A 16418-nucleotide genomic window follows, 5' to 3' on the forward strand; every position below is an offset into this window, starting at 1 on the left:
GGGACTTGGGACGGAGCTGCGGCTGCTTCACGTCGCTCGGCGTTTCCTCAGCTCAGCGAGCCATGCCCGTACCTGTTCGTCGTCGTGCAGGTAGCCGCGGCTCTCGCCCGCAGGGAGATCGATTCCGTAGAGGCGGTTCAGCGCCCACCAGGAGAGGTCGTCCCAGACGATCCGGTCCTCCATCACCCACCTCGCCGCCCAGCGATCGGCCTCGTCCCTGGACAGCCGACCCGCGACAAGCTCAACGAAGCGATCTTCGATCTCATCAAGAGTTGGCTGGCCGCTGGCATCCATGCCCTGACCGTACCGGCAGGGCAAACGTTGCTTGATGCGGCACTAGTGAGTGTGGAGACGGGCGGTCACTCCGCTCGGGGCTGGCAAGCCCCAAGTCGGTGGCACGCAGGGCGCAAGGCAGTGGCGAGGTCGTTGCCGCGGCCATGTCCTTGGGACGTAGTTGGCCAGGCGCACGGTGGAGCGGACGTTGAGGTCGACGATCTCCAGTTCGTGGGCGAGGTCGGTGTCCGTGAACGTGCAGCCGGGCGCCACGCCGGCGCTGAGCACCGCCACGTCGATCGGTCGGCCCGTCGCGGTGACTGCGGTGTTGACGCATTCAGGCCCGTCGTAGGCACGCAGGCCAGACCGGACCGCTTCCACTGTGGCTCCGCACTCGCGGATCTGCTGAAGGCTGTCTGCTGCGGACGCCCATCGTCCTCGGCGTTGATGACGAGGTCGTACCCACACTCGGTCAGTTCCTTGGCCAGTTCAGGAGGGCGGGGCGGGCAGGGGCTTGTCGGCGAGGGCCTGGGTGGTGGTGGAGACCGGCGACGGGGGAACATGGCTGTCGCTGATATGGGCACGCGGTGCGGGAAAGGAACGGCGTGGCCGTGAAGCACGGTTTCGTCGTGGACGACACCGGCGAAAGGGAAGCCTTGCAGCCCGAGCAGGAACAGTCCGCACCGCAGGTCGTGTCCGAGCCCGTCCCGCCCTACGACTCGGACAAACAGCGGCATCCGGGGCTGGAGGCCGACATGCGCCTGGCGCCGCGCTATCGGGCGAGCCGCTACCGAGCCAGCGGGAAGCTGGAAGGAAAGGTCGCGCTGATCACCGGCGGCGATTCCGGAATCGGCCGTGCCGTGGCGCTGCTGTACGCGCGCGAGGGCGCCGACGTGGCCATCGTCCACCTGCCCGAGGAGCAGGTCGACGCGGAACAGGTCCGAAGCGAGGTGGAAGGGCACGGCCGGCGCTGTCTGCTGCTGCCCGGCGACCTCACCGATCCGGCGTTCTGCCGCGAGGCTGTCGAGCGGACGGTGGCGGAACTCGGTGGGCTGAACATCCTGGTGAGCAACGCCGCGTACCTCAACAGCAAGCTGGAACTGGAGCAGTTGACCGCGGAGGACTTCGACCGGACGTTCAAGACGAACATCTACGCGTACTTCCACCTGCTCATGGCGTCTCTGCCCCACCTGGAGCCCGGTGACGCCGTCATCGCCACCGCGACCGAGGAAGCCCTCAAGGGCAGTACGACGATGATCGACTACGCGGCGTCAAAGGCAGCGCTGATCACCCTGACCAAGTCCGTCGCCGTGCACCTGGCCAAGCGAGGCGTCCGCGCCAACGTCGTGGCACCGGGTCCGACCTGGACGCCGCTCAACGAGGCGGACCCGCACATGCCGCCGGACGGGCTCGCCCACATCGGCAGCGAGGCTCCCCTGGAACGCGCGGCCCAGCCGGAGGAGATCGCCCCGACGTACGTCTACCTCGCCTCCGACGCCGACTCCAGCTACACGGTCGGTGAGGTCATCGCCGTGACGGGCGGCATCGTCGACACGCGGTAGACCCGATCCCGGGCGCGTCTCGACGGGCAGCGACTGCAACGTTCAGCCATGCCCGCCGGACAAGCCCTGGTTGAGTTCGGTACGGCTCAGGCCGCGGACGGGACCGGCTCAACCGGGCCAGGTGCCGGTCAGGCGGCGGGTTGCGGCGGCGCCGCTGCGGTCGACGGCGGGGATTCCTCCGAAGATTCGTATCGGTCGAGTGTGCCCCACTGCCCAGGCTGTTCGGTGATGATGTGGCAGGCGTCCGTGATGACCTGGTCGGCGATCCAGCCGCGGGGTTCGATTTCCGTCACCAGGGGTTCGTTGTCCGGTCCGCGGGCTGTCTCGGAGCCGTGCAGGGCCCAGGGGCGGGTGCGGGCGTCCTTGACGTGCGGCAGGTGGCAGTAGTCGTACAGCCGGCGGGCGACCCAGACTCGCACGGGCCGCTCGCCCCACCAGTCCCCGAGGTCCAGCGGGCTGGCCGACAGACCCGGCAGCTTGATCCCGGTCAGATCGTCCGTACTGCTCGTCTTCGGCAGGTCGCTCTGGGGCCCGCGGGACCAGCGCACGTAGAGGCCGTGGCGGTGGGTGATGAGCTGGGTCAGCTCATCGAGGCTGCTGAACGTCGGCAGGTCGGCGATCGTGGTCATGGTGGTTGTGGACGGATTCCGGGGCGGTCAGGTGGTCAGGAGGGAGTCGTCTTCGGTACGGGCCCCGGGCAGCCGGTGGCGCGCGGCGACAAGGGCGGCGTCGATATCGCGGGTGCCGGTCGACACGCACAGCGTGTAAGCGACGTCTTCCATACGCCGGCGCGCTTCCCCGGTGCCGTTTTCGGCGTGCAGGACGCGCAGCGTCTCGTACTGCTCGATGAGGTTCTTCAGTACGACGGGGTGTGCCAAGAGCATGGGGAAATCTCCCTCGTCACCTTCGTTCACATGGGTCATACACCGGCCCGTGTGCCCCGGGCCCCGGCCGCCAATCCGGTGCGTACGGAGACTGGGCAGGAGGTGCGGGGGAGGGCGTTCGGCTCAGTCGGTGGACAGGGCCTGGAGCAGGTCGCCGACCGTAGGATCGGCGGCCACGGCCTGGAGATCGTCAAGGCGGTGAGCGAGGGACTGTCCATCGATTAGGAGGCGGTCGGCCCACATCGCCCTACCCAGCGCAATCAGCGAGACCCCCGTCCGGAGCCTGACGTAACGACGGGAAGCCTCCGCTGCGGCGTCGCCGACCTGGACGCGGCAGTGCAGCGGCGCTCGCGCCTTAGCGCACGACTCGAATTTCGAAGTCCCGGCAGGTCGTCCTCGCTATCGGTGCGGGTTCAGTGCTCCAGCAGGTGGCTGAGTCCGTTGGCCGTGAGGGTGCTTTCGACGGGAGTGCTGGTGGTGGCGATGGCGAGGGCCCCGCCAGTAGCGCGCAGCGCATGCTGGAGGCCGAGGAGCATGTAGAGGCTCCCGTTGTCGCACACGGTGACCCCGGTCATGTCGAGACGAAGGCGGCGAACGCCTGACTCGACGGAGGTGACGGCGATGTCGCAGAGGGAGGCGACGCTGTGCACGTCGAGTTCCCCGGTGAGGGCGAGCGTGAGGGTGCCGCCGCTGGGAGGACGTATCGGCTGGATAGTCAGCCGTGGGTCCGATGAACTAATCGCAACGCGGTCCATATACGCCGCAGTCGTTGCTTTGAACTTTCCATAAGATATATGGCAAATGCCCGGTATGTCACCATGCGAGTATCTATATCCAACCCGTGATGCTTGATCGCCGGGATGCGGGGCAGGCGGAGCCTGTGTCATCTGCCCCTTCCGGCCTGTTCGTGCAGGTTCGGCATGCCTTGACGCAGGCGGGGTTTCACCTGGTCGTTGAGGATGCGGAGGACGGCAGGACGGTGCTTGCCGTGATGGACGTGCCGGCCGGGGTGCTGGTGCGTTGGACGGCCTCGGACGGGTTCACCTCGCTGGCGATGGACCAGCCCGGAGCCTCAGGCGACAGTATGCGGGCGGTGGTGCAGGCTGCGGTTTCGGGCCTGCTGGTCCAGCTTGGACACATCGTCACGGGGCCATCAGACGGTGGTGACCTGCTGGTTTTGGCTGACGGATAGGGAATCTACTGAAGTCCGTGCCGGACGGGTGCGAGTGGCGTTCAGGGCGACGCAGTGCCGTGGCGGTGGCCCTGGCCTTGAGATTCATCAGGCCTGGTCGGCTTCGCGAGATGTCGGCTGGCCGCTTCGGTTGGGGGCGATTCGCCTGGTCATCAGCGTGATCGCGGCCCAGGTGGTGACGGCGATGGCCCAGGGGGTGGGGCGGCCCGCGCGCTGATTCAGGAAGCGCAGGGCGGAGGCGAGTGAGATGGGCCCAAGCCGGCTTTCGCGCCGCCGACCGGGATGCGGTTCCGCGCCTACGCCCGGAGGCGTCCCTGGACGGCTGACGGGCTTGATGGTCAGGTTGGGGTGCCGTTTCGCCCAGTCCACGAGCTTGCCGGCGTATGCGGAGTCGGTCCACACGATCGTGATCTAGGAATGCATCAGCCGCAGCCGGAACAGCCACTTCCTTCGCTGCGGCGTCGTGCAGGTCGGCGGGGATGACCATGACCATCAGGGGGAGTCCGCAGGTGTCGACGACCAGGTGGCGCCCGGGGCATGCATGGGTGAGCCGTAGGGCGCGGCCTCGGGTTGTGGCGGCCTGTCCGGCTTGTCCCGGGGTGCGCCTGGTGGTTGGGGCTGCCGGGCACAGGCCGGCCCCCTCGAGCAGGTTCCGAGCAGGCCACCTGCGTCATGCGAATTGGGTGCTGTGTCAGGTGCCGCGCCCGCCTTCGTCGTCTACGCCTTCGGTGTCGATCTGCTCCTTGCGGACCTGGCCGCGCACCGCTTCCTCCTCGGTGTGTTCCTCGGTGGACATGCGTACCCGCTCCACCGGCACCGTCTCGGTCTGCGACACGGGGCGTTCCTCATGGAGGATGACCTCGTGTTCGGCTTCGCTGATCTCGGGCCCGGAAAGGGCGGCATCGCGGGTCTCGTCCGTGATCGGCTCCCGCTCGACACGGACTTCCTCATGGCGCACCGGAACGGTCCGCTGCACCTCTTCGGTGACGACGTACTTGCGCAGCCGCGCCCGGCCGGCCTCTCGGCGCTCGACGCCGACGTGCATGCGCTCCTCCGAGCGCGTCATGGCGTCATCCGGGCGGGCGGTGCCGGACATGGCAGCCGCTGAGGCGTCCGTTTCATCGCCGGAGGGGACTGTCGTTCCCGTGGTACCGGTGTGGGCCCAGCCGCCCTCGCCGGGCTGGTTGGCCTGTTGCCAGGCTGCGTCCCAGTCGATGCCGTAGTGCTCGTAGAGGCGGTGTTCCTCGTCTTCGGAGAGGTGCCCGCCTGAGTCGACGTCGACGTTGGGCGCGTCCTTGACCGTGTCCTTGGCGTAGGGGACCTCCAAGTGGTCTTCCACGATGGCGGCGTCGTGGATGGGTACGAAGGACTCACTGGTGCCGAACAGGCCGGTCTTCACACTCACCCACTCGGGCTGGCCGGTGGTGTCGTCGAGGAAGACGTGTTTGGCATCGCCGATCTTGTTGCCGTCCGTGTCGTAGACCGGGTGGTCGAGCACGGTCGGGATCTGCTCGTGGGTGATCACTGTTTGCTCACGCTCTCTCTTCTCGCGTGCGGCTCGTTCTGTTCCGGCTCACCACCCCGCCGGGCACGAAACCGGAACAGAACGGTTATTGCTCACAAAGTGGGCACTTCTGATGCTTTTCGTATCCCCCGGACTGGACCGGCCGGTGGTGCAGGAGCACTCCCCGCAGCCGGGCCGGTGGTTGCGGGGCGTAGGGAAGGACGGCCGAGCGCCCTCCGCCAGGTCGGGGCCGAAGCCTTCGTAGCGGTTGCGGTGTGCCTGTCCGGCAGGCCTTCGCCAAGCTCGTACGTGCGTTTGGTCGAAGGTGGTGGCGGCTACTCGCACCCGCAAGCCTGCGTCGCAGCGAGAGGCAGCGCCGACGGGACCACGCAGAGACAGACGAACAGAGGGTTGGTCGCGATGACGGTGGCGACCCAGCAGGGCGGCGGGGGCGGTTCCAGCGGCCTCTACGACGTCCTGGAACTCATTCTCGACCGCGGGCTGGTGATCGACGCGTTCGTGCGGGTCTCCCTTGTCGGTATCGAGATCCTCAAGATCGACATACGGATCGTAGTTGCCAGCGTGGACACCTACCTTCGCTTCGCCGAGGCGTGCAACCGCCTCGACCTGGAAGCGGGGCCGCGCAAGCCAGCCGGCCTTACGGAGCTCACGGGACAGGTCACGGAGTCCGGCACCCGCGGCAAGACCAAGGGAGCCCTGTCCGGCGCCGCGGAGACGATCTCGGATGCCTTCCAGAAGTCACGCGACGAGGGCCGGGAGCGTCAGGGCGATGGGGCCGCGCGCGGGAGAGGGGAATGAGTGATGGCACCTACGACTACGGGAGCCGACGGCGAGACGGGGCGTACGCGACCGCGATCGAGGGGTTCAGCCGCCCGGCGCAAACCTTCCCCCCTGCGTGTGCCCCACATGGCCGACGGTGAGCAGCGGGACCGCGTCGGTAGCCGCCTCCGCTAGTCGATCACTGTGCAGACCGAGACCGCCGCGAGCGCACATCCGGCGGAGGCACAGCACGTCATTGCTGCCAGATGTGCCTTCCAGCGGTCGCGTATGCCCTACCGTCGTAGCCCTGGTGAGCACGCCGGGGGGGCCATGGCGTACAAGATGACCGACGACTACGCGTCCACGATGGTGACCGTCATTCCAGTCATCCTGGTAGTGGCCACTGTCGAGTTCCAAGCACTCGTGAAGCGCGAACCGAGACCGTCACCACGAGAGGGCCTTACAGGAAAGTTGGCGTGGGAGGTAGCGCTCCTAGTGATGTGGCACAGCCTCATCATCAGCCACGCCGCCATTGAGATGAAGCTGGTCATGTGGCTGGCCACCACGGAGCGGCCAGAGTCGCCGGAGCTTGCCTGGGCGGTTGCGTTCATCGCCTGGCTTGGTCTTATGTGCGTGGTCGGCCTGACCTTCCTGCTTATGTTTGGCGGCATCATCCGTGTTCATATCGCGATGTTCAAGGACCTCCTCCGAGATACGAGGTCGCAGTCCTCGGCAGGCGGCTCATCGATCCCGCGCCGGCCGCGGCCGCGCATACGGCCGAGCAATCCCGCACACCGATCGGTTCGAGGCCCGCGTCGTGCGCCGCGCAACAGTACTGCGAGGCGACGTCACGCTGCGGGTAGCTGAGGCCAGCTGTTCGTCAAGGCCGTCGCCCTCCTGATCGCGGGAGCCACGCCTGAGACCGCCCGCTGGGACACAGGAGCCGTCCTCAGCAGCCTTGACGATGCCGCAGGCGATGACCTGCTGGACCGCATCCTCGCCCAACTGCCCACCCGGCTATGCGCTGCTGTTCGGTCGCGCCGAATTGGCCTGAGCCCTGTCCCTGGCGAGCGGGTCGTCCGCAGCGCGACGGAGCTGAGGACCACGTCGAGCGCACCGAGCCGGTCCTGCTGTCCCTCGCGGTGCGCCTGCATGATCTGCCGGGGGGCAGGCCGGGCAGGGAATTGTCCTGCACGGGAGCCGCCAGCGTGGCTCCCGGCGACAAGGCTCCCGTACCTGCACCCGCTGCAGACGGCGAGGAGCATCGCTGTCTCTGGTACCCGTGGGGTCAGTGATGCTTGTCGATTGCTCGGAAACTGCCGACCAGCGCGAATGGCACCACCTCCCCGTCGAACACAGTCGTGCCGGGGATTGCGCTACTGGAGTTCCGCGGGCCAATGGTCGCAATTGCAGAGCCGTTGTCGCAGGTAATCCCGATGAAGAATTCAACGGTCCTGTTGCTCTCGTTACGGACGTTGAAGCTGGTCGCGGGACTGCTGATCACAGCGGTGCACACACCCGGCTCGGCTGAAAACGTTCTCTCGTTGACGTAGATCCGTCCATCGCCGTCGCCCCTGTGGCTGTGGTCCCTCTGGCCGTCGCCTCCCAGGCCGTCTCCCAGATCGCCTCCCAGGGGAACAGATGCAGCGGCCTCCCTCACTGACGGGGTGGACTCAGCGGCGGAATTGGAAGCCGAGGCGTAGTTCACGCCGGTTGCGGCAAGGACAGTGATGCCCACCGACAATGCGATCGCGACAACGGTACGCGTACGCATTCCATTTCTCCCTCTCACGGGCATTCCGTTTCTCCACATCTCGGGGATGTCAGCTGATCTGCCGACCATGAATGAACATACTCATGCCTATTTCTGTCGCCACCTCGGAAATTTCTGAGGGGTGATAAAAAGAGGCCGATCGGGTGTTCGAAGGGTCGACGCCGTGTTTGTGATGACCCATCAGAAGAGCTGAAAAAAAAGGCACTTGGTGAAGCGGTTGGGTCATTCGGGGGATCTTGCTGACGCTCTATCACACAGTTGCTGGCGTGTCGTGCATTGAAAATAAGCCGCACAGCAGATAGGGCTCCACCGGCTTCTAGGGCTGTCCTGTTCAGCCTTGCCTGGCAGCTGGCCCTGCGGCGGGAATGCGCGGTGGTTCAGGTCCCCGCGCTGTGGAAGTCCCGGTCGGTGACGGCCGTACACTTCCCCTCCCAAGCCCTAGCACCTAGGCCTCCATCACGCTGATGACCCGCCGCCTCACCCGCACACCGTCACACCATGCCGCACGCACGAGTACCGAGACCCCCAGGCCGCCCGGCTCATCGGCGTCACGCCGAGGCTGCCCGGCACCGGGGGTCAGCCCATGGCCCGACTATCTCGAGATCCCGCGCGGTTCCGTGCCACGCTGGGCGGTCAGATCCAGCGTTGGCTCCTGGCTGCCCACGACAATCGCCTTCGCAGGATTCGTCGGCCTCGCTGAGAAGCTGGTGCGTGGGCCGTACCCACGACACAGGCGCCACACCAAGCGTCGACGGTGCACAGCAGTTGCTCCATGATGTGGCTACTCGACGTTGCCGCAGCGATCGATGGGGGATCGGCATGACGGGTGCGCTGGTGTATGTGCTGGTCCTGACCGTCGCATACGTCGGCCTCTGCGTCGCCGCCACCCACGCCTTCCGCCGTCATCGTGAGTGCCTGCGGCTGCAGGCGGCAGGCGTGCAGACGACAGGGCAGTGCACATCGCTGTCATGGCGCCAGGACGACGTCTCGGTGCGCTTCTCCTTCGCTCTCGCGGACGGCACGAAGTACGAGGCGGACTCCTTCCACGTGTCGCGGACATCCTTCTCGCCCGGCAGCACGTTCCCCATCGTGTACGACCCCGCGTCGCCGGCCGTCGCGGAGGTGGCGGACCTACTGAGCGAGGCCATCCGCTTCCACCGCCTCGTTCTCGTAGCCATCACTCCCGTGTTGCTCCTGCTCGCCACCCTGGATGTGTGGCTCGCCCTTGCCGTTCTCCTCTGACCCGGCGCGGGCGAACCGGCGCGCTTCATCCGGACCTGAAACTCAATCGGTTCTTTTCAAGGATGTAGACGTGCGGCCGTCGAAATAGCCGCGGGATGTGCGGCTGCATTGGCGGCGGGGCCCGCTCAGTGCTGCTTCCGCGTGCCGCAGCCGGGGCGGTCTTACCACGCTACTGACCTTGGAACGGTGATGTCGGGTCGGTTTGCCTGACGGGTGGTGTGCGGCGCTGGTAGCCATCTGGGCGTGAGATACGCGCAGGGCGGCGGGTTAACCGCCGCAGGGAGGGCCGCCCGGGAGCGGGTCAGGCTGCAGTCCGTGGAGCGCTTCGAACTCGGAGAGAAGAGTCGGGAGATCGCGGCCGCGCTGCGGGTCAGTGAGCGGTCGGTTGAGCGATGGCGCCGGGCTTGGCGGGAGCAGGGCGAGATGCGGCTGCGGTCCGCGGGCTCCCCTGGCCGGCCCAAGCTCAGCGCGGCCCAGGTCGAAAAGCTAGAACGTGAATTGGAGCGGGGACCGCTGGTCCATGGCTGGGCAGATCAGCGGTGGACGCTGGCGCGGGTGAAGACTCTGATCGGCCGCATCTTCCATGTCTCGTACACCGTGGAGGGCACCTGGCAGTTGCTGAAGCGGCACGGCTGGTCATGGCAGCAGCCTGCTCGGCGGGCGATCGAGCGCGATGACGAAGCCGTCGAGCTGTGGAAGAAGGAGGTCTGGCCGCGGGTAAGAGCACCGCGGCGGCGCTTGGGGCCTGGATCGTCTTTCAGGACGAGGCCGGGCAATCGATGACGCCGCCGCGTGCCAGGACCTGGGGCCGGGTGGGCCGCACCCCTGTGGCGCGGGTTCGAGGCAGGGGATCCGGACGGGTCTCGATGGCAGGCATGGTCTGCTATAGGCGGGGGGAACGGTCGCGGCTGATCTACGCCGTCCGCGAGTACCACGGCCGCAAAAACGAGCCGAAGGGCTTCGGCTGGCGCGATCTGCGAGACCTGCTCGTCCGAGCCGCATCCAGCTTGGCGCCCCGATCGTGCTCGTCTGGGACAACGTGCGCCTGCACCTGACCGCCGGAATGAGGGAGTGGGCCGCGGCGAACGTGCACTGGCTCACCATCTTCCAACTGCCCGCATACGCACCTGACCTCAACCCGCAAGAAGGCGCCTGGTCGCTGGTCAAGCGAGAGGTTGGCAACCTCGCCGCGGCCGACCTCGCCCAGATCACCAAGGCCGTCAAGCGCAGGCTCAAGCAGATCCAGTACCGACCGGACATAGTCGACGGCTGCCTCGCCGGCACTGGCCTTGCCATCCACGAGTAACGAACCCAGGAAACGGCCGGCCTGACGCATGGGCCTACGATCGCGGCACCCCGCCGAACGCTTGTGCCCGACGAATTGAGTGAGCTGATGAGCGACGACGTCCTGTCGATCATTCTGGCTGATCCCCCGTGGCAGCCCGACCGGGCGGTAGCCGAGCGGACTGCCGCGCTCGCCGCGGATCTAGCTCCTGGCCTGCCCGATGGCGTGGAGGTGGAGATCGACGTCACCTGGCGCGACACCCTCACCCCTGTCGACTGCGGCGACAACCTGGAACTGATCGGCTGCCCGCACTGCGGTGCCTCGATCGACACCGAGTGGTACGCCGGCCTGCTGGAAAGCCACTGTGAGGACGGCTTCGCCACCTTGGCCGTAGAAGTGCCCTGCTGCGGCGCCGCCACGTCGCTGGACGTATTGGACTATGACTGGCCGTGCGGCTTCGCCCGCTTCGAGATCGCCATCTGGAACCCCGAACGAGACTGTCTGCTGCCGCAGCCGCTTGGAGTACGGGCCATAAGCGGTTGACCAGGACTTTGCGTCGCCACACGTCGTGTGCGTGGCGAACGGTAGCCCGGAATCGGGGAGCGGTCGTCATTCCCCTTCGCAGATGCCCTCGACAGCGACCTTCTGGTACAGGTGCGGGTAGGCGACGGTGCCGGCGGGATAGTGCTCCAGGTGGGAGGCGAACTCCGGCGTGCTGAGTGCTGCATGGAGGTGCTCGGTGGATTTCCAGACCGCGACGTTGGTGAAAAGCCGGCTGCCGCCGATGCCACGGTACAGCTGCACGGAGAGAAGGCTCCCCGACTTCTTCATGTACTCCGCGTCGTCCGTCCAGGCGGCCACCACCTCATCCTCCTTGCCCTCCGGGGCGACGAAGGTGTTGATGATGGTGACCGGGCCAGCCTTCTTCTTCTGCTGGTCGGGGAAGGCGGTGGACTCGTCGAGGTGGCCGAAACTGAGCATGATTTCTCCATGAAATCGAGGGGGAGTGGGTCTACTCACCCACAGAGATGCAAGTGATCAGGGACCGACGCGGCCAAGTTGGCTGTTGATGGGGCGTTATCAGTGGGCGGTCCGGGTGAGGGGCTACGCCGTCGCTCGCTGCGCGGGCCCGTCCGTGGTGCGTCCTCAGGCGTGGTGCTTGCCGAGGAAGTCGGTGATGAGCTGCAGCCACTCGTCGGTCCGCTCCAGCATCGGCAGGTGGCCGGTGGGGATCTCTGTGAGCTGGGCGCCGGGGATGGTCTCGGCGAGCTGGCGGTGCAGGGCGGTGGAGGTGAGCCGGTCGTCGGTCGTCGAGACGACCAGGGTGGGGACCTTGAGGCCGGCGAGGTCGTCCCGGACGTCGACCTGGCCGACGAGGTCGGTCTGCTCGGAGCTTCCGTCGGCCGCACCGGCGGCGACGTAGCCGAGGGTCTGCTGCAGTTGCTCGGCCGGCATCGACTCCAGTGCCTGGGTGCCGAGGGCCATCATGAGCTGGAATTCGGCGAGCAGCTCGCGGTCGCCGGACGCGGCGATCTTGCTCCAGACCGAGGAGGCGAGAGCGAGCCGGTTGTCGCGGTGCGGGAAGGCGGCGGTCAGGACGAGTGCGCTGACGCGCTTGGGGTGGCGGGTGGCGGCGCGGATGGCGACCGGACCGCCGAGGGAGTAGCCGGACACGGCGAAGCGGTCGAGGCCCTCTGCGTCGGCGGCGGCGACGAGCTGGTCGGCGAGGTCGTCGACGGACAGCGGGGTGGTGGAGCGAGGGGTTTCGCCGCTGCCGGGGTAGTCGATGCCGACGACGGTGTAGCGGGCGGCGAGGGCTTCCAGGACGGGGCCGTAAGTGCCAGCCAGGCTGCTGCCGGCGCCGTGGGCGAGGAGCAGGCCAGGGCCGGAGCCGAGGCGAGTGCGGGCGAACGCGGGTGCGGTCAGGGTACGAGGTGACATGGTCGTCTGCCTTTCCAGTGCGCCAACACGCGAGAATCATTCAATGCGTGTGATTACTCCCCAAGGTCTATCACACAGGGTGTATGATTCGGACCTGTGACGTCAATCACACGCGCCGTATGATGTGCCGGTAGGGTGGCGGCATGAAGCAGCCCCTTCACCGTCGTCAGCCGACCCCGGGCAACCCACGCGTGCAGCGCACCCGTAACCGTGTGCTGGCTGTCGCGCGGGAACTGCTGCCTCAGGTCGGACCGGCCGGGCTGACCTACGCCCTGCTGGCCGAGCGGTCAGACGTCACCCGCCAGACGCTCTACCGGCACTGGCCCACCCGAGCCGCGCTGCTTTTCGACCTCGTCCTCGAAGGCCCAGATCTCGGGACCTATCCCGAACCGGGCAGCGACGTGCGTGAGGTGGCCACCGCCTGGCTGAAGAGCCTGCGCGCCGGCGTCAGCGTGCCTGCCGTGCGTACCGCGGCTCTGGCCGTCACCGCCCAGGCCGACCACGACCCCGACAGCGCCCGGGCGCTCGTCCGCATCGGCGAAGACCGCCACGCCGGCTTCAACAAGCTGCTGGAGCCTGCGGGCATCCAGATCAGCGAAGACGAGTTCACCCTGTTGTACGGCCCCGTCCTCGCCCGGCTCTTCCTCGACCGGGGTCAGGTCACCGACGCCTTCATCGACGCCGTCGTGGCCCAGTGGCTCATCATGCTGCAGCGTGCTGACGCACCGCAGGACTCCCAGTAGCAGTCACTCGCTTCATGGAAGCTTCATGTGCTGAGTGGTACGTGCTTTATGAGCTGGCTGTTGCCTCGCGGTTATGCACGTACTCGACCCGACCGCGAGCGCTGGGGCGCGCAAGCGGCCGACGTGCGTGACGATCAGTCGGCCCGCCCCTGCCGTACTGGTTGTGTCGCCGGTGTCCTCGGGCGTGTGGTGCACTTTTTCGCCCTCGGCTGGTGTCTATGCGCTCTCGGCTTCGCACAACAGCACGCCGCATCCCTCGGCCAGCTCCGTGAGGCTCGGGCACGGTGCCGTGTCTCCGGAGTACACCAGCGACTTGCCTGCCGCCTCGATGCGTACAGCGAAGGCCGGAATGCCGCGCGACACCGCCCGGCTGGTCAGTCGGAGCGAGCCAACGGCCGTCTGGTGCCCGTCGTGCAACTCGGTAACGGCGAAGGCGGATTCGATCGGGCTGCGGGCTGGAGTGTTGGTGAGAAAGCCGGCCAGCCGGTCGGCGATTCCAGGCGGGGACCGTAGAGAGGGAACGGCGCTGCGAGGTGAATGTCCGCGTACAGGGCGCCGTAGTACGCGGTGAGCATCTGGATCTCGCATCTGCACGCCGATCACAGCGCGGACGCCTCTGACTTGGGTTTCAGCAGGAACCAAGTGCAGCCGTCCAGCCCGACATCACCCATTCAAGTTCAGTACTGCGGTCGACGCTTCCGTGTCCGCCGCGCAATTCGATGCCCTGCCCCTCCGGGGCGTGGCCGCCGCAGTAACCGGCAAGCAAGATTACGAACTGTTCGCCGGGCTCCCGGACACCTTCGCTGACGACCGTGACCAGCAGGCCGTCAACGTCTTCCGCCTATACGCCTACAAGGGCGGGCCATACAGCCACCGGCTGTTGCTGCTGAGCACGGAACTGCACCATGCGCTGAACGTCCTCGCCGACCCCTCACCGACACCGTCGCCCACGTGCGGTGAAGTCCTGCTCCGGGCGGCCGAGGTCGGCCTTTCGCAGTGATCACGAAGATCAGACGAACTGCCGCGGGCCGTCCCGCGGCCCCGGGAACCTGCATCCCCCGGGGGCCGCCAGTCGTCAGCCGGTGCACCGGAGAAGGCACGGTCGGGCCTGTACGGGAACAGGCCCCCTGCACCGTCCACGCGCGGCCAGTGTCGCCGGTCCGACGAGCCCAACCCGGCCGCGACACCAGTCGATCCTTCCCGAGACCCCGCGAGCGCCATCACCACACGGGCGATGGCCGCGCCCTCTGGAAGACTGGCCCTCGAGGTACCGGTGAGCGTGGCTGGAGAAGGCACGATGGCGAAGTTCGAGATCCCCAGCCCGGTGCTGGGGCCGGTCGGCGGCACTGTGCCGGCTCACCGGCCGCCGTGGCGCCGAGCACAGCACGGCCACACTCACCACGCTCGACGCCGCCCTGGATTTCGCCGAGCAGATGCAGGACGTGGACGACGTCGGGGAACTGCAGGAGCTGTGGACGGTGGCCCATGTGTGGGGCCACCGACGGTTCCCGAGGTCGAGCGGCCCAGGCTGAGCACGGCAGCCACGGCGGTGGCAGATCACCTGCAGAGCCTCCTGGCACGGGCGCGCGGGACTGAGCAGCCGAAGTAGCGGCGGCCCCGGGTCAAAGGAAGTCCGGGGCGCCGCGCAGGGTGCTCGAGGAAGGCCTTTACGCCTCGACGTAGGCCACGATGGTGATCGAGCCCAGGGGGGTCACGTAGTAGATGACCCGTACGCCGTCGATCTCGTCGGCGTAGTCGCGCAGCAAGGTGCCGGGCACCTCGGTTCCGATGTTCGGGTTGACGCTGATCGCGACGATCGCACGGTCCAGACGGTGCGTCTCGGACGCGGTCAGCTTCGCCAGCTGAGTGAGCGCGGGCTCCACCAGGATGACCTGGGAGCGCCGCGCGCCTTGCTCAGGCCACACGAGGCTCCTCACCGGCGAGACGGGCAAGGTGGCTGTCGCGGGCGACCTCCCACAGCACCCCGGACTCGGGCGAGGGGTAGCCGTTGGCGGCGATGTCCTCCAGCACGGTAGCGAGGACGTCGACCCGCGCCCGCTGGTCGGCCGCGTACTGGCGGGCCGAAGCGGCGGCGGTCTCATCGAGCGGCTGGCGGTCGGGCGCTGCGGCCGGCTCCTGGCTCATCGAGGCTCCCCGGGGGCGTCATATGGCGTATGTCCTCACGGTATCGCCCGGACCCGGCACGGGTCTGGGCTACGGACCAATCCCGGCCCGACGAGCGGCCCGGTGGCCCCGCGCCCCGCGGTGCCTCGGCACAGCCCGGCGCGCGCAGGACGCCCCCACCCGGGCCACGGACGACTTGGCCGCAGTCGACATCGTCGACCGGCCCCACACGCTCCGCGGCGCGCACCTGCATGGCCGCTCAGGTGCCTCCCGCGCCTTCGCCGGTGAACCACCCGTCCTTGTGAGCCGTCGGTCGAGTGGGTCACCGGCCTGCTTCTCCACCCTGGGCCACCGTGTTCGCACCTGTGACCGAACAGTCCACGCCGTAAGCAATTTGGCCGTATTTGACCCTTTTGCGATGGTCGATTGTGTCGCGATCCTGGCGACATGTACTGGAAGCGCCGGTGACCCGGCGCGCTCGGTGAGAGAGGGACCCGTTCATGGCTCCGATCCCGGTCAAGCCCGGCAAGTACAAGATCCACGCCCACATCATCGGCCCCACCAGCCTGCTGACTGCCACCGAATACGCCGTCAAGTACGGCGCCCCCGTCATCACCGACCGCCTCAACCCGCTCCCGATCGAGCAGGAGTGGATCATCGACGTTTCCGATCCAGAACAGGTGGGATCGCCGTACGTGATCCACCTCGCCTACCACCCCGCCGCCGGCCTCGTCGTCCCCGAGGACAAGCTCTACGTCAACAGCGTGCCGCGCGCCGAGTGGGCGAAGTTCACCTTCGAGAGGGTCATCGGCGGAATCAAGATCCTCTCGGACAAGGGACTCGATCTGCGCGCCGGGCACCGCGGCGCGCAGATCCAACTCGTCGAGCCCAAACCCGAGTTCCAGGAGACCTGGACCCTGGAGTACGTGGGCCCGATCCCCACGGAGTAACACCGCACCTCGGAGGGCCGACGTACGACCGTCGGCCCTCAATCCGTGTTCCCTTCGTCCGGTCGCTTGAAGGACACGGTGACAGCCGAGGATTTGGTGAGTCCCTTCCCTGAAAGGGTGACGCAACGGCGCGAATGCGCTTAGCGGGAGGGGACTTGGCCATG

20 protein-coding genes and 3 pseudogenes are annotated in these 16418 nt (G+C 67.4%); 11 read left to right on the forward strand and 12 right to left on the reverse strand.

All coding sequences use genetic code 11. The annotated features are described in order from the left end of the window. Window positions 1-27: 27 nt before the first annotated feature. Window positions 28-294 carry a hypothetical protein gene (locus tag ACWIF2_RS11820; protein ID WP_454360018.1) on the reverse strand — a complete coding sequence of 89 codons (267 nt, stop codon included), beginning with the start codon at window positions 292-294 and terminating at the stop codon, window positions 28-30. Window positions 295-929: 635 nt separating this feature from the next. Here ACWIF2_RS11820 and ACWIF2_RS11825 point away from each other — a divergent pair. After that, on the forward strand, window positions 930-1835 hold the full coding sequence (locus ACWIF2_RS11825; RefSeq protein ID WP_454360072.1) for an SDR family oxidoreductase: 906 nt from the start codon (window positions 930-932) through the stop codon (window positions 1833-1835). A gap of 128 nt (window positions 1836-1963) precedes the next feature. Here ACWIF2_RS11825 and ACWIF2_RS11830 read toward each other — a convergent pair whose 3' ends face one another. Continuing rightward, the gene (locus tag ACWIF2_RS11830; protein WP_454360019.1) at window positions 1964-2464 is read right to left on the reverse strand and encodes a DUF6098 family protein; all 501 of its coding nucleotides are present in this window, start codon (window positions 2462-2464) and stop codon (window positions 1964-1966) included. 27 nt (window positions 2465-2491) lie between these two features. Further along, on the reverse strand, window positions 2492-2719 hold the full coding sequence (locus ACWIF2_RS11835; RefSeq protein WP_454360020.1) for a DUF5133 domain-containing protein: 228 nt from the start codon (window positions 2717-2719) through the stop codon (window positions 2492-2494). Between the two features lie 30 nt (window positions 2720-2749). On the opposite strand from ACWIF2_RS11835, the gene ACWIF2_RS11840 reads away from it, so the two are divergent. Then, window positions 2750-2944 carry a hypothetical protein gene (locus tag ACWIF2_RS11840; RefSeq protein WP_454360021.1) on the forward strand — a complete coding sequence of 65 codons (195 nt, stop codon included), beginning with the start codon at window positions 2750-2752 and terminating at the stop codon, window positions 2942-2944. 188 nt (window positions 2945-3132) lie between these two features. Here the strand turns inward: ACWIF2_RS11840 and ACWIF2_RS11845 are convergent, their stop codons facing one another. Next, on the reverse strand, window positions 3133-3606 hold the full coding sequence (locus ACWIF2_RS11845; RefSeq protein ID WP_454360022.1) for an STAS domain-containing protein: 474 nt from the start codon (window positions 3604-3606) through the stop codon (window positions 3133-3135). Here ACWIF2_RS11845 and ACWIF2_RS11850 point away from each other — a divergent pair. Next, entirely contained in the window at window positions 3564-3911 is a 348-nt protein-coding gene (locus tag ACWIF2_RS11850; RefSeq protein ID WP_454360073.1) for a hypothetical protein, read from the forward strand. The genes ACWIF2_RS11845 and ACWIF2_RS11850 overlap by 43 nt on opposite strands. Before the next feature lie 308 nt (window positions 3912-4219). On the opposite strand, the pseudogene ACWIF2_RS11855 reads toward ACWIF2_RS11850, so the two are convergent. Together ACWIF2_RS11855 and ACWIF2_RS11860 are read right to left on the reverse strand one after the other, a co-directional pair. Continuing rightward, a pseudogene (locus ACWIF2_RS11855) lies at window positions 4220-4440 on the reverse strand (transposase); the annotation flags it as partial. Window positions 4441-4602: 162 nt separating this feature from the next. After that, window positions 4603-5436 carry a DUF2382 domain-containing protein gene (locus tag ACWIF2_RS11860; RefSeq protein ID WP_454360023.1) on the reverse strand — a complete coding sequence of 278 codons (834 nt, stop codon included), beginning with the start codon at window positions 5434-5436 and terminating at the stop codon, window positions 4603-4605. A gap of 399 nt (window positions 5437-5835) precedes the next feature. On the opposite strand from ACWIF2_RS11860, the gene ACWIF2_RS11865 reads away from it, so the two are divergent. Continuing rightward, window positions 5836-6234: a gas vesicle structural protein GvpA gene (locus ACWIF2_RS11865; RefSeq protein WP_454360024.1), complete on the forward strand. Its 399-nt coding sequence runs from the start codon at window positions 5836-5838 to the stop codon at window positions 6232-6234. A gap of 303 nt (window positions 6235-6537) precedes the next feature. Then, a complete protein-coding gene (locus ACWIF2_RS11870; protein WP_454360025.1) occupies window positions 6538-7062 on the forward strand; it encodes a hypothetical protein in 525 nt (174 codons plus the stop codon). Between the two features lie 421 nt (window positions 7063-7483). On the opposite strand, the gene ACWIF2_RS11875 is transcribed toward ACWIF2_RS11870, so the two are convergent. Beyond that, window positions 7484-7969, reverse strand: coding sequence for a hypothetical protein (locus ACWIF2_RS11875; protein WP_454360026.1), 486 nt, complete (start codon window positions 7967-7969; stop codon window positions 7484-7486). An 819-nt stretch (window positions 7970-8788) separates the two neighbouring features. Here ACWIF2_RS11875 and ACWIF2_RS11880 point away from each other — a divergent pair. The 3 genes and pseudogenes from ACWIF2_RS11880 to ACWIF2_RS11890 all read left to right on the forward strand — a co-directional run bounded on the left by ACWIF2_RS11880 (window position 8789) and on the right by ACWIF2_RS11890 (window position 11039). Then, complete coding sequence (locus ACWIF2_RS11880) at window positions 8789-9211, forward strand: hypothetical protein (protein ID WP_454360027.1); 423 nt, start codon at window positions 8789-8791, stop codon at window positions 9209-9211. Between the two features lie 243 nt (window positions 9212-9454). Continuing rightward, window positions 9455-10517: pseudogene (locus tag ACWIF2_RS11885) on the forward strand (IS630 family transposase). 87 nt (window positions 10518-10604) lie between these two features. Then, window positions 10605-11039 (forward strand): hypothetical protein, encoded by a 435-nt coding sequence (locus ACWIF2_RS11890; protein WP_454360028.1) that lies wholly within the window; start codon window positions 10605-10607, stop codon window positions 11037-11039. A 66-nt stretch (window positions 11040-11105) separates the two neighbouring features. On the opposite strand, the gene ACWIF2_RS11895 is transcribed toward ACWIF2_RS11890, so the two are convergent. After that, complete coding sequence (locus tag ACWIF2_RS11895) at window positions 11106-11477, reverse strand: antibiotic biosynthesis monooxygenase family protein (RefSeq protein ID WP_454360029.1); 372 nt, start codon at window positions 11475-11477, stop codon at window positions 11106-11108. 165 nt (window positions 11478-11642) lie between these two features. Beyond that, window positions 11643-12437 carry an alpha/beta fold hydrolase gene (locus ACWIF2_RS11900; protein WP_454360030.1) on the reverse strand — a complete coding sequence of 265 codons (795 nt, stop codon included), beginning with the start codon at window positions 12435-12437 and terminating at the stop codon, window positions 11643-11645. 143 nt (window positions 12438-12580) lie between these two features. Between ACWIF2_RS11900 and ACWIF2_RS11905 the strand changes: the two genes are divergently transcribed. Next, window positions 12581-13180, forward strand: a complete 600-nt coding sequence (locus tag ACWIF2_RS11905) for a TetR/AcrR family transcriptional regulator (protein WP_454360031.1) — start codon at window positions 12581-12583, stop codon at window positions 13178-13180. A gap of 12 nt (window positions 13181-13192) precedes the next feature. On the opposite strand, the pseudogene ACWIF2_RS11910 reads toward ACWIF2_RS11905, so the two are convergent. Then, window positions 13193-13755 (reverse strand): annotated as a pseudogene (locus ACWIF2_RS11910) (MBL fold metallo-hydrolase); the annotation flags it as partial. Between the two features lie 164 nt (window positions 13756-13919). On the opposite strand from ACWIF2_RS11910, the gene ACWIF2_RS11915 reads away from it, so the two are divergent. Beyond that, window positions 13920-14180 (forward strand): hypothetical protein, encoded by a 261-nt coding sequence (locus tag ACWIF2_RS11915; protein ID WP_454360032.1) that lies wholly within the window; start codon window positions 13920-13922, stop codon window positions 14178-14180. Window positions 14181-14847: 667 nt separating this feature from the next. On the opposite strand, the gene ACWIF2_RS11920 is transcribed toward ACWIF2_RS11915, so the two are convergent. Next, window positions 14848-15105, reverse strand: a complete 258-nt coding sequence (locus ACWIF2_RS11920; RefSeq protein WP_454360033.1) for a hypothetical protein — start codon at window positions 15103-15105, stop codon at window positions 14848-14850. Next, a complete protein-coding gene (locus tag ACWIF2_RS11925) occupies window positions 15095-15325 on the reverse strand; it encodes a hypothetical protein (RefSeq protein WP_454360034.1) in 231 nt (76 codons plus the stop codon). The genes ACWIF2_RS11920 and ACWIF2_RS11925 overlap by 11 nt, the downstream gene beginning before the upstream one ends. Window positions 15326-15804: 479 nt before the next feature. Between ACWIF2_RS11925 and ACWIF2_RS11930 the strand changes: the two genes are divergently transcribed. Further along, entirely contained in the window at window positions 15805-16254 is a 450-nt protein-coding gene (locus ACWIF2_RS11930) for a hypothetical protein (RefSeq protein ID WP_454360035.1), read from the forward strand. The last annotated feature ends 164 nt before the right edge of the window (window positions 16255-16418 follow it).

It is taken from the genome of Streptomyces sp. NPDC055506 (assembly GCF_053643595.1).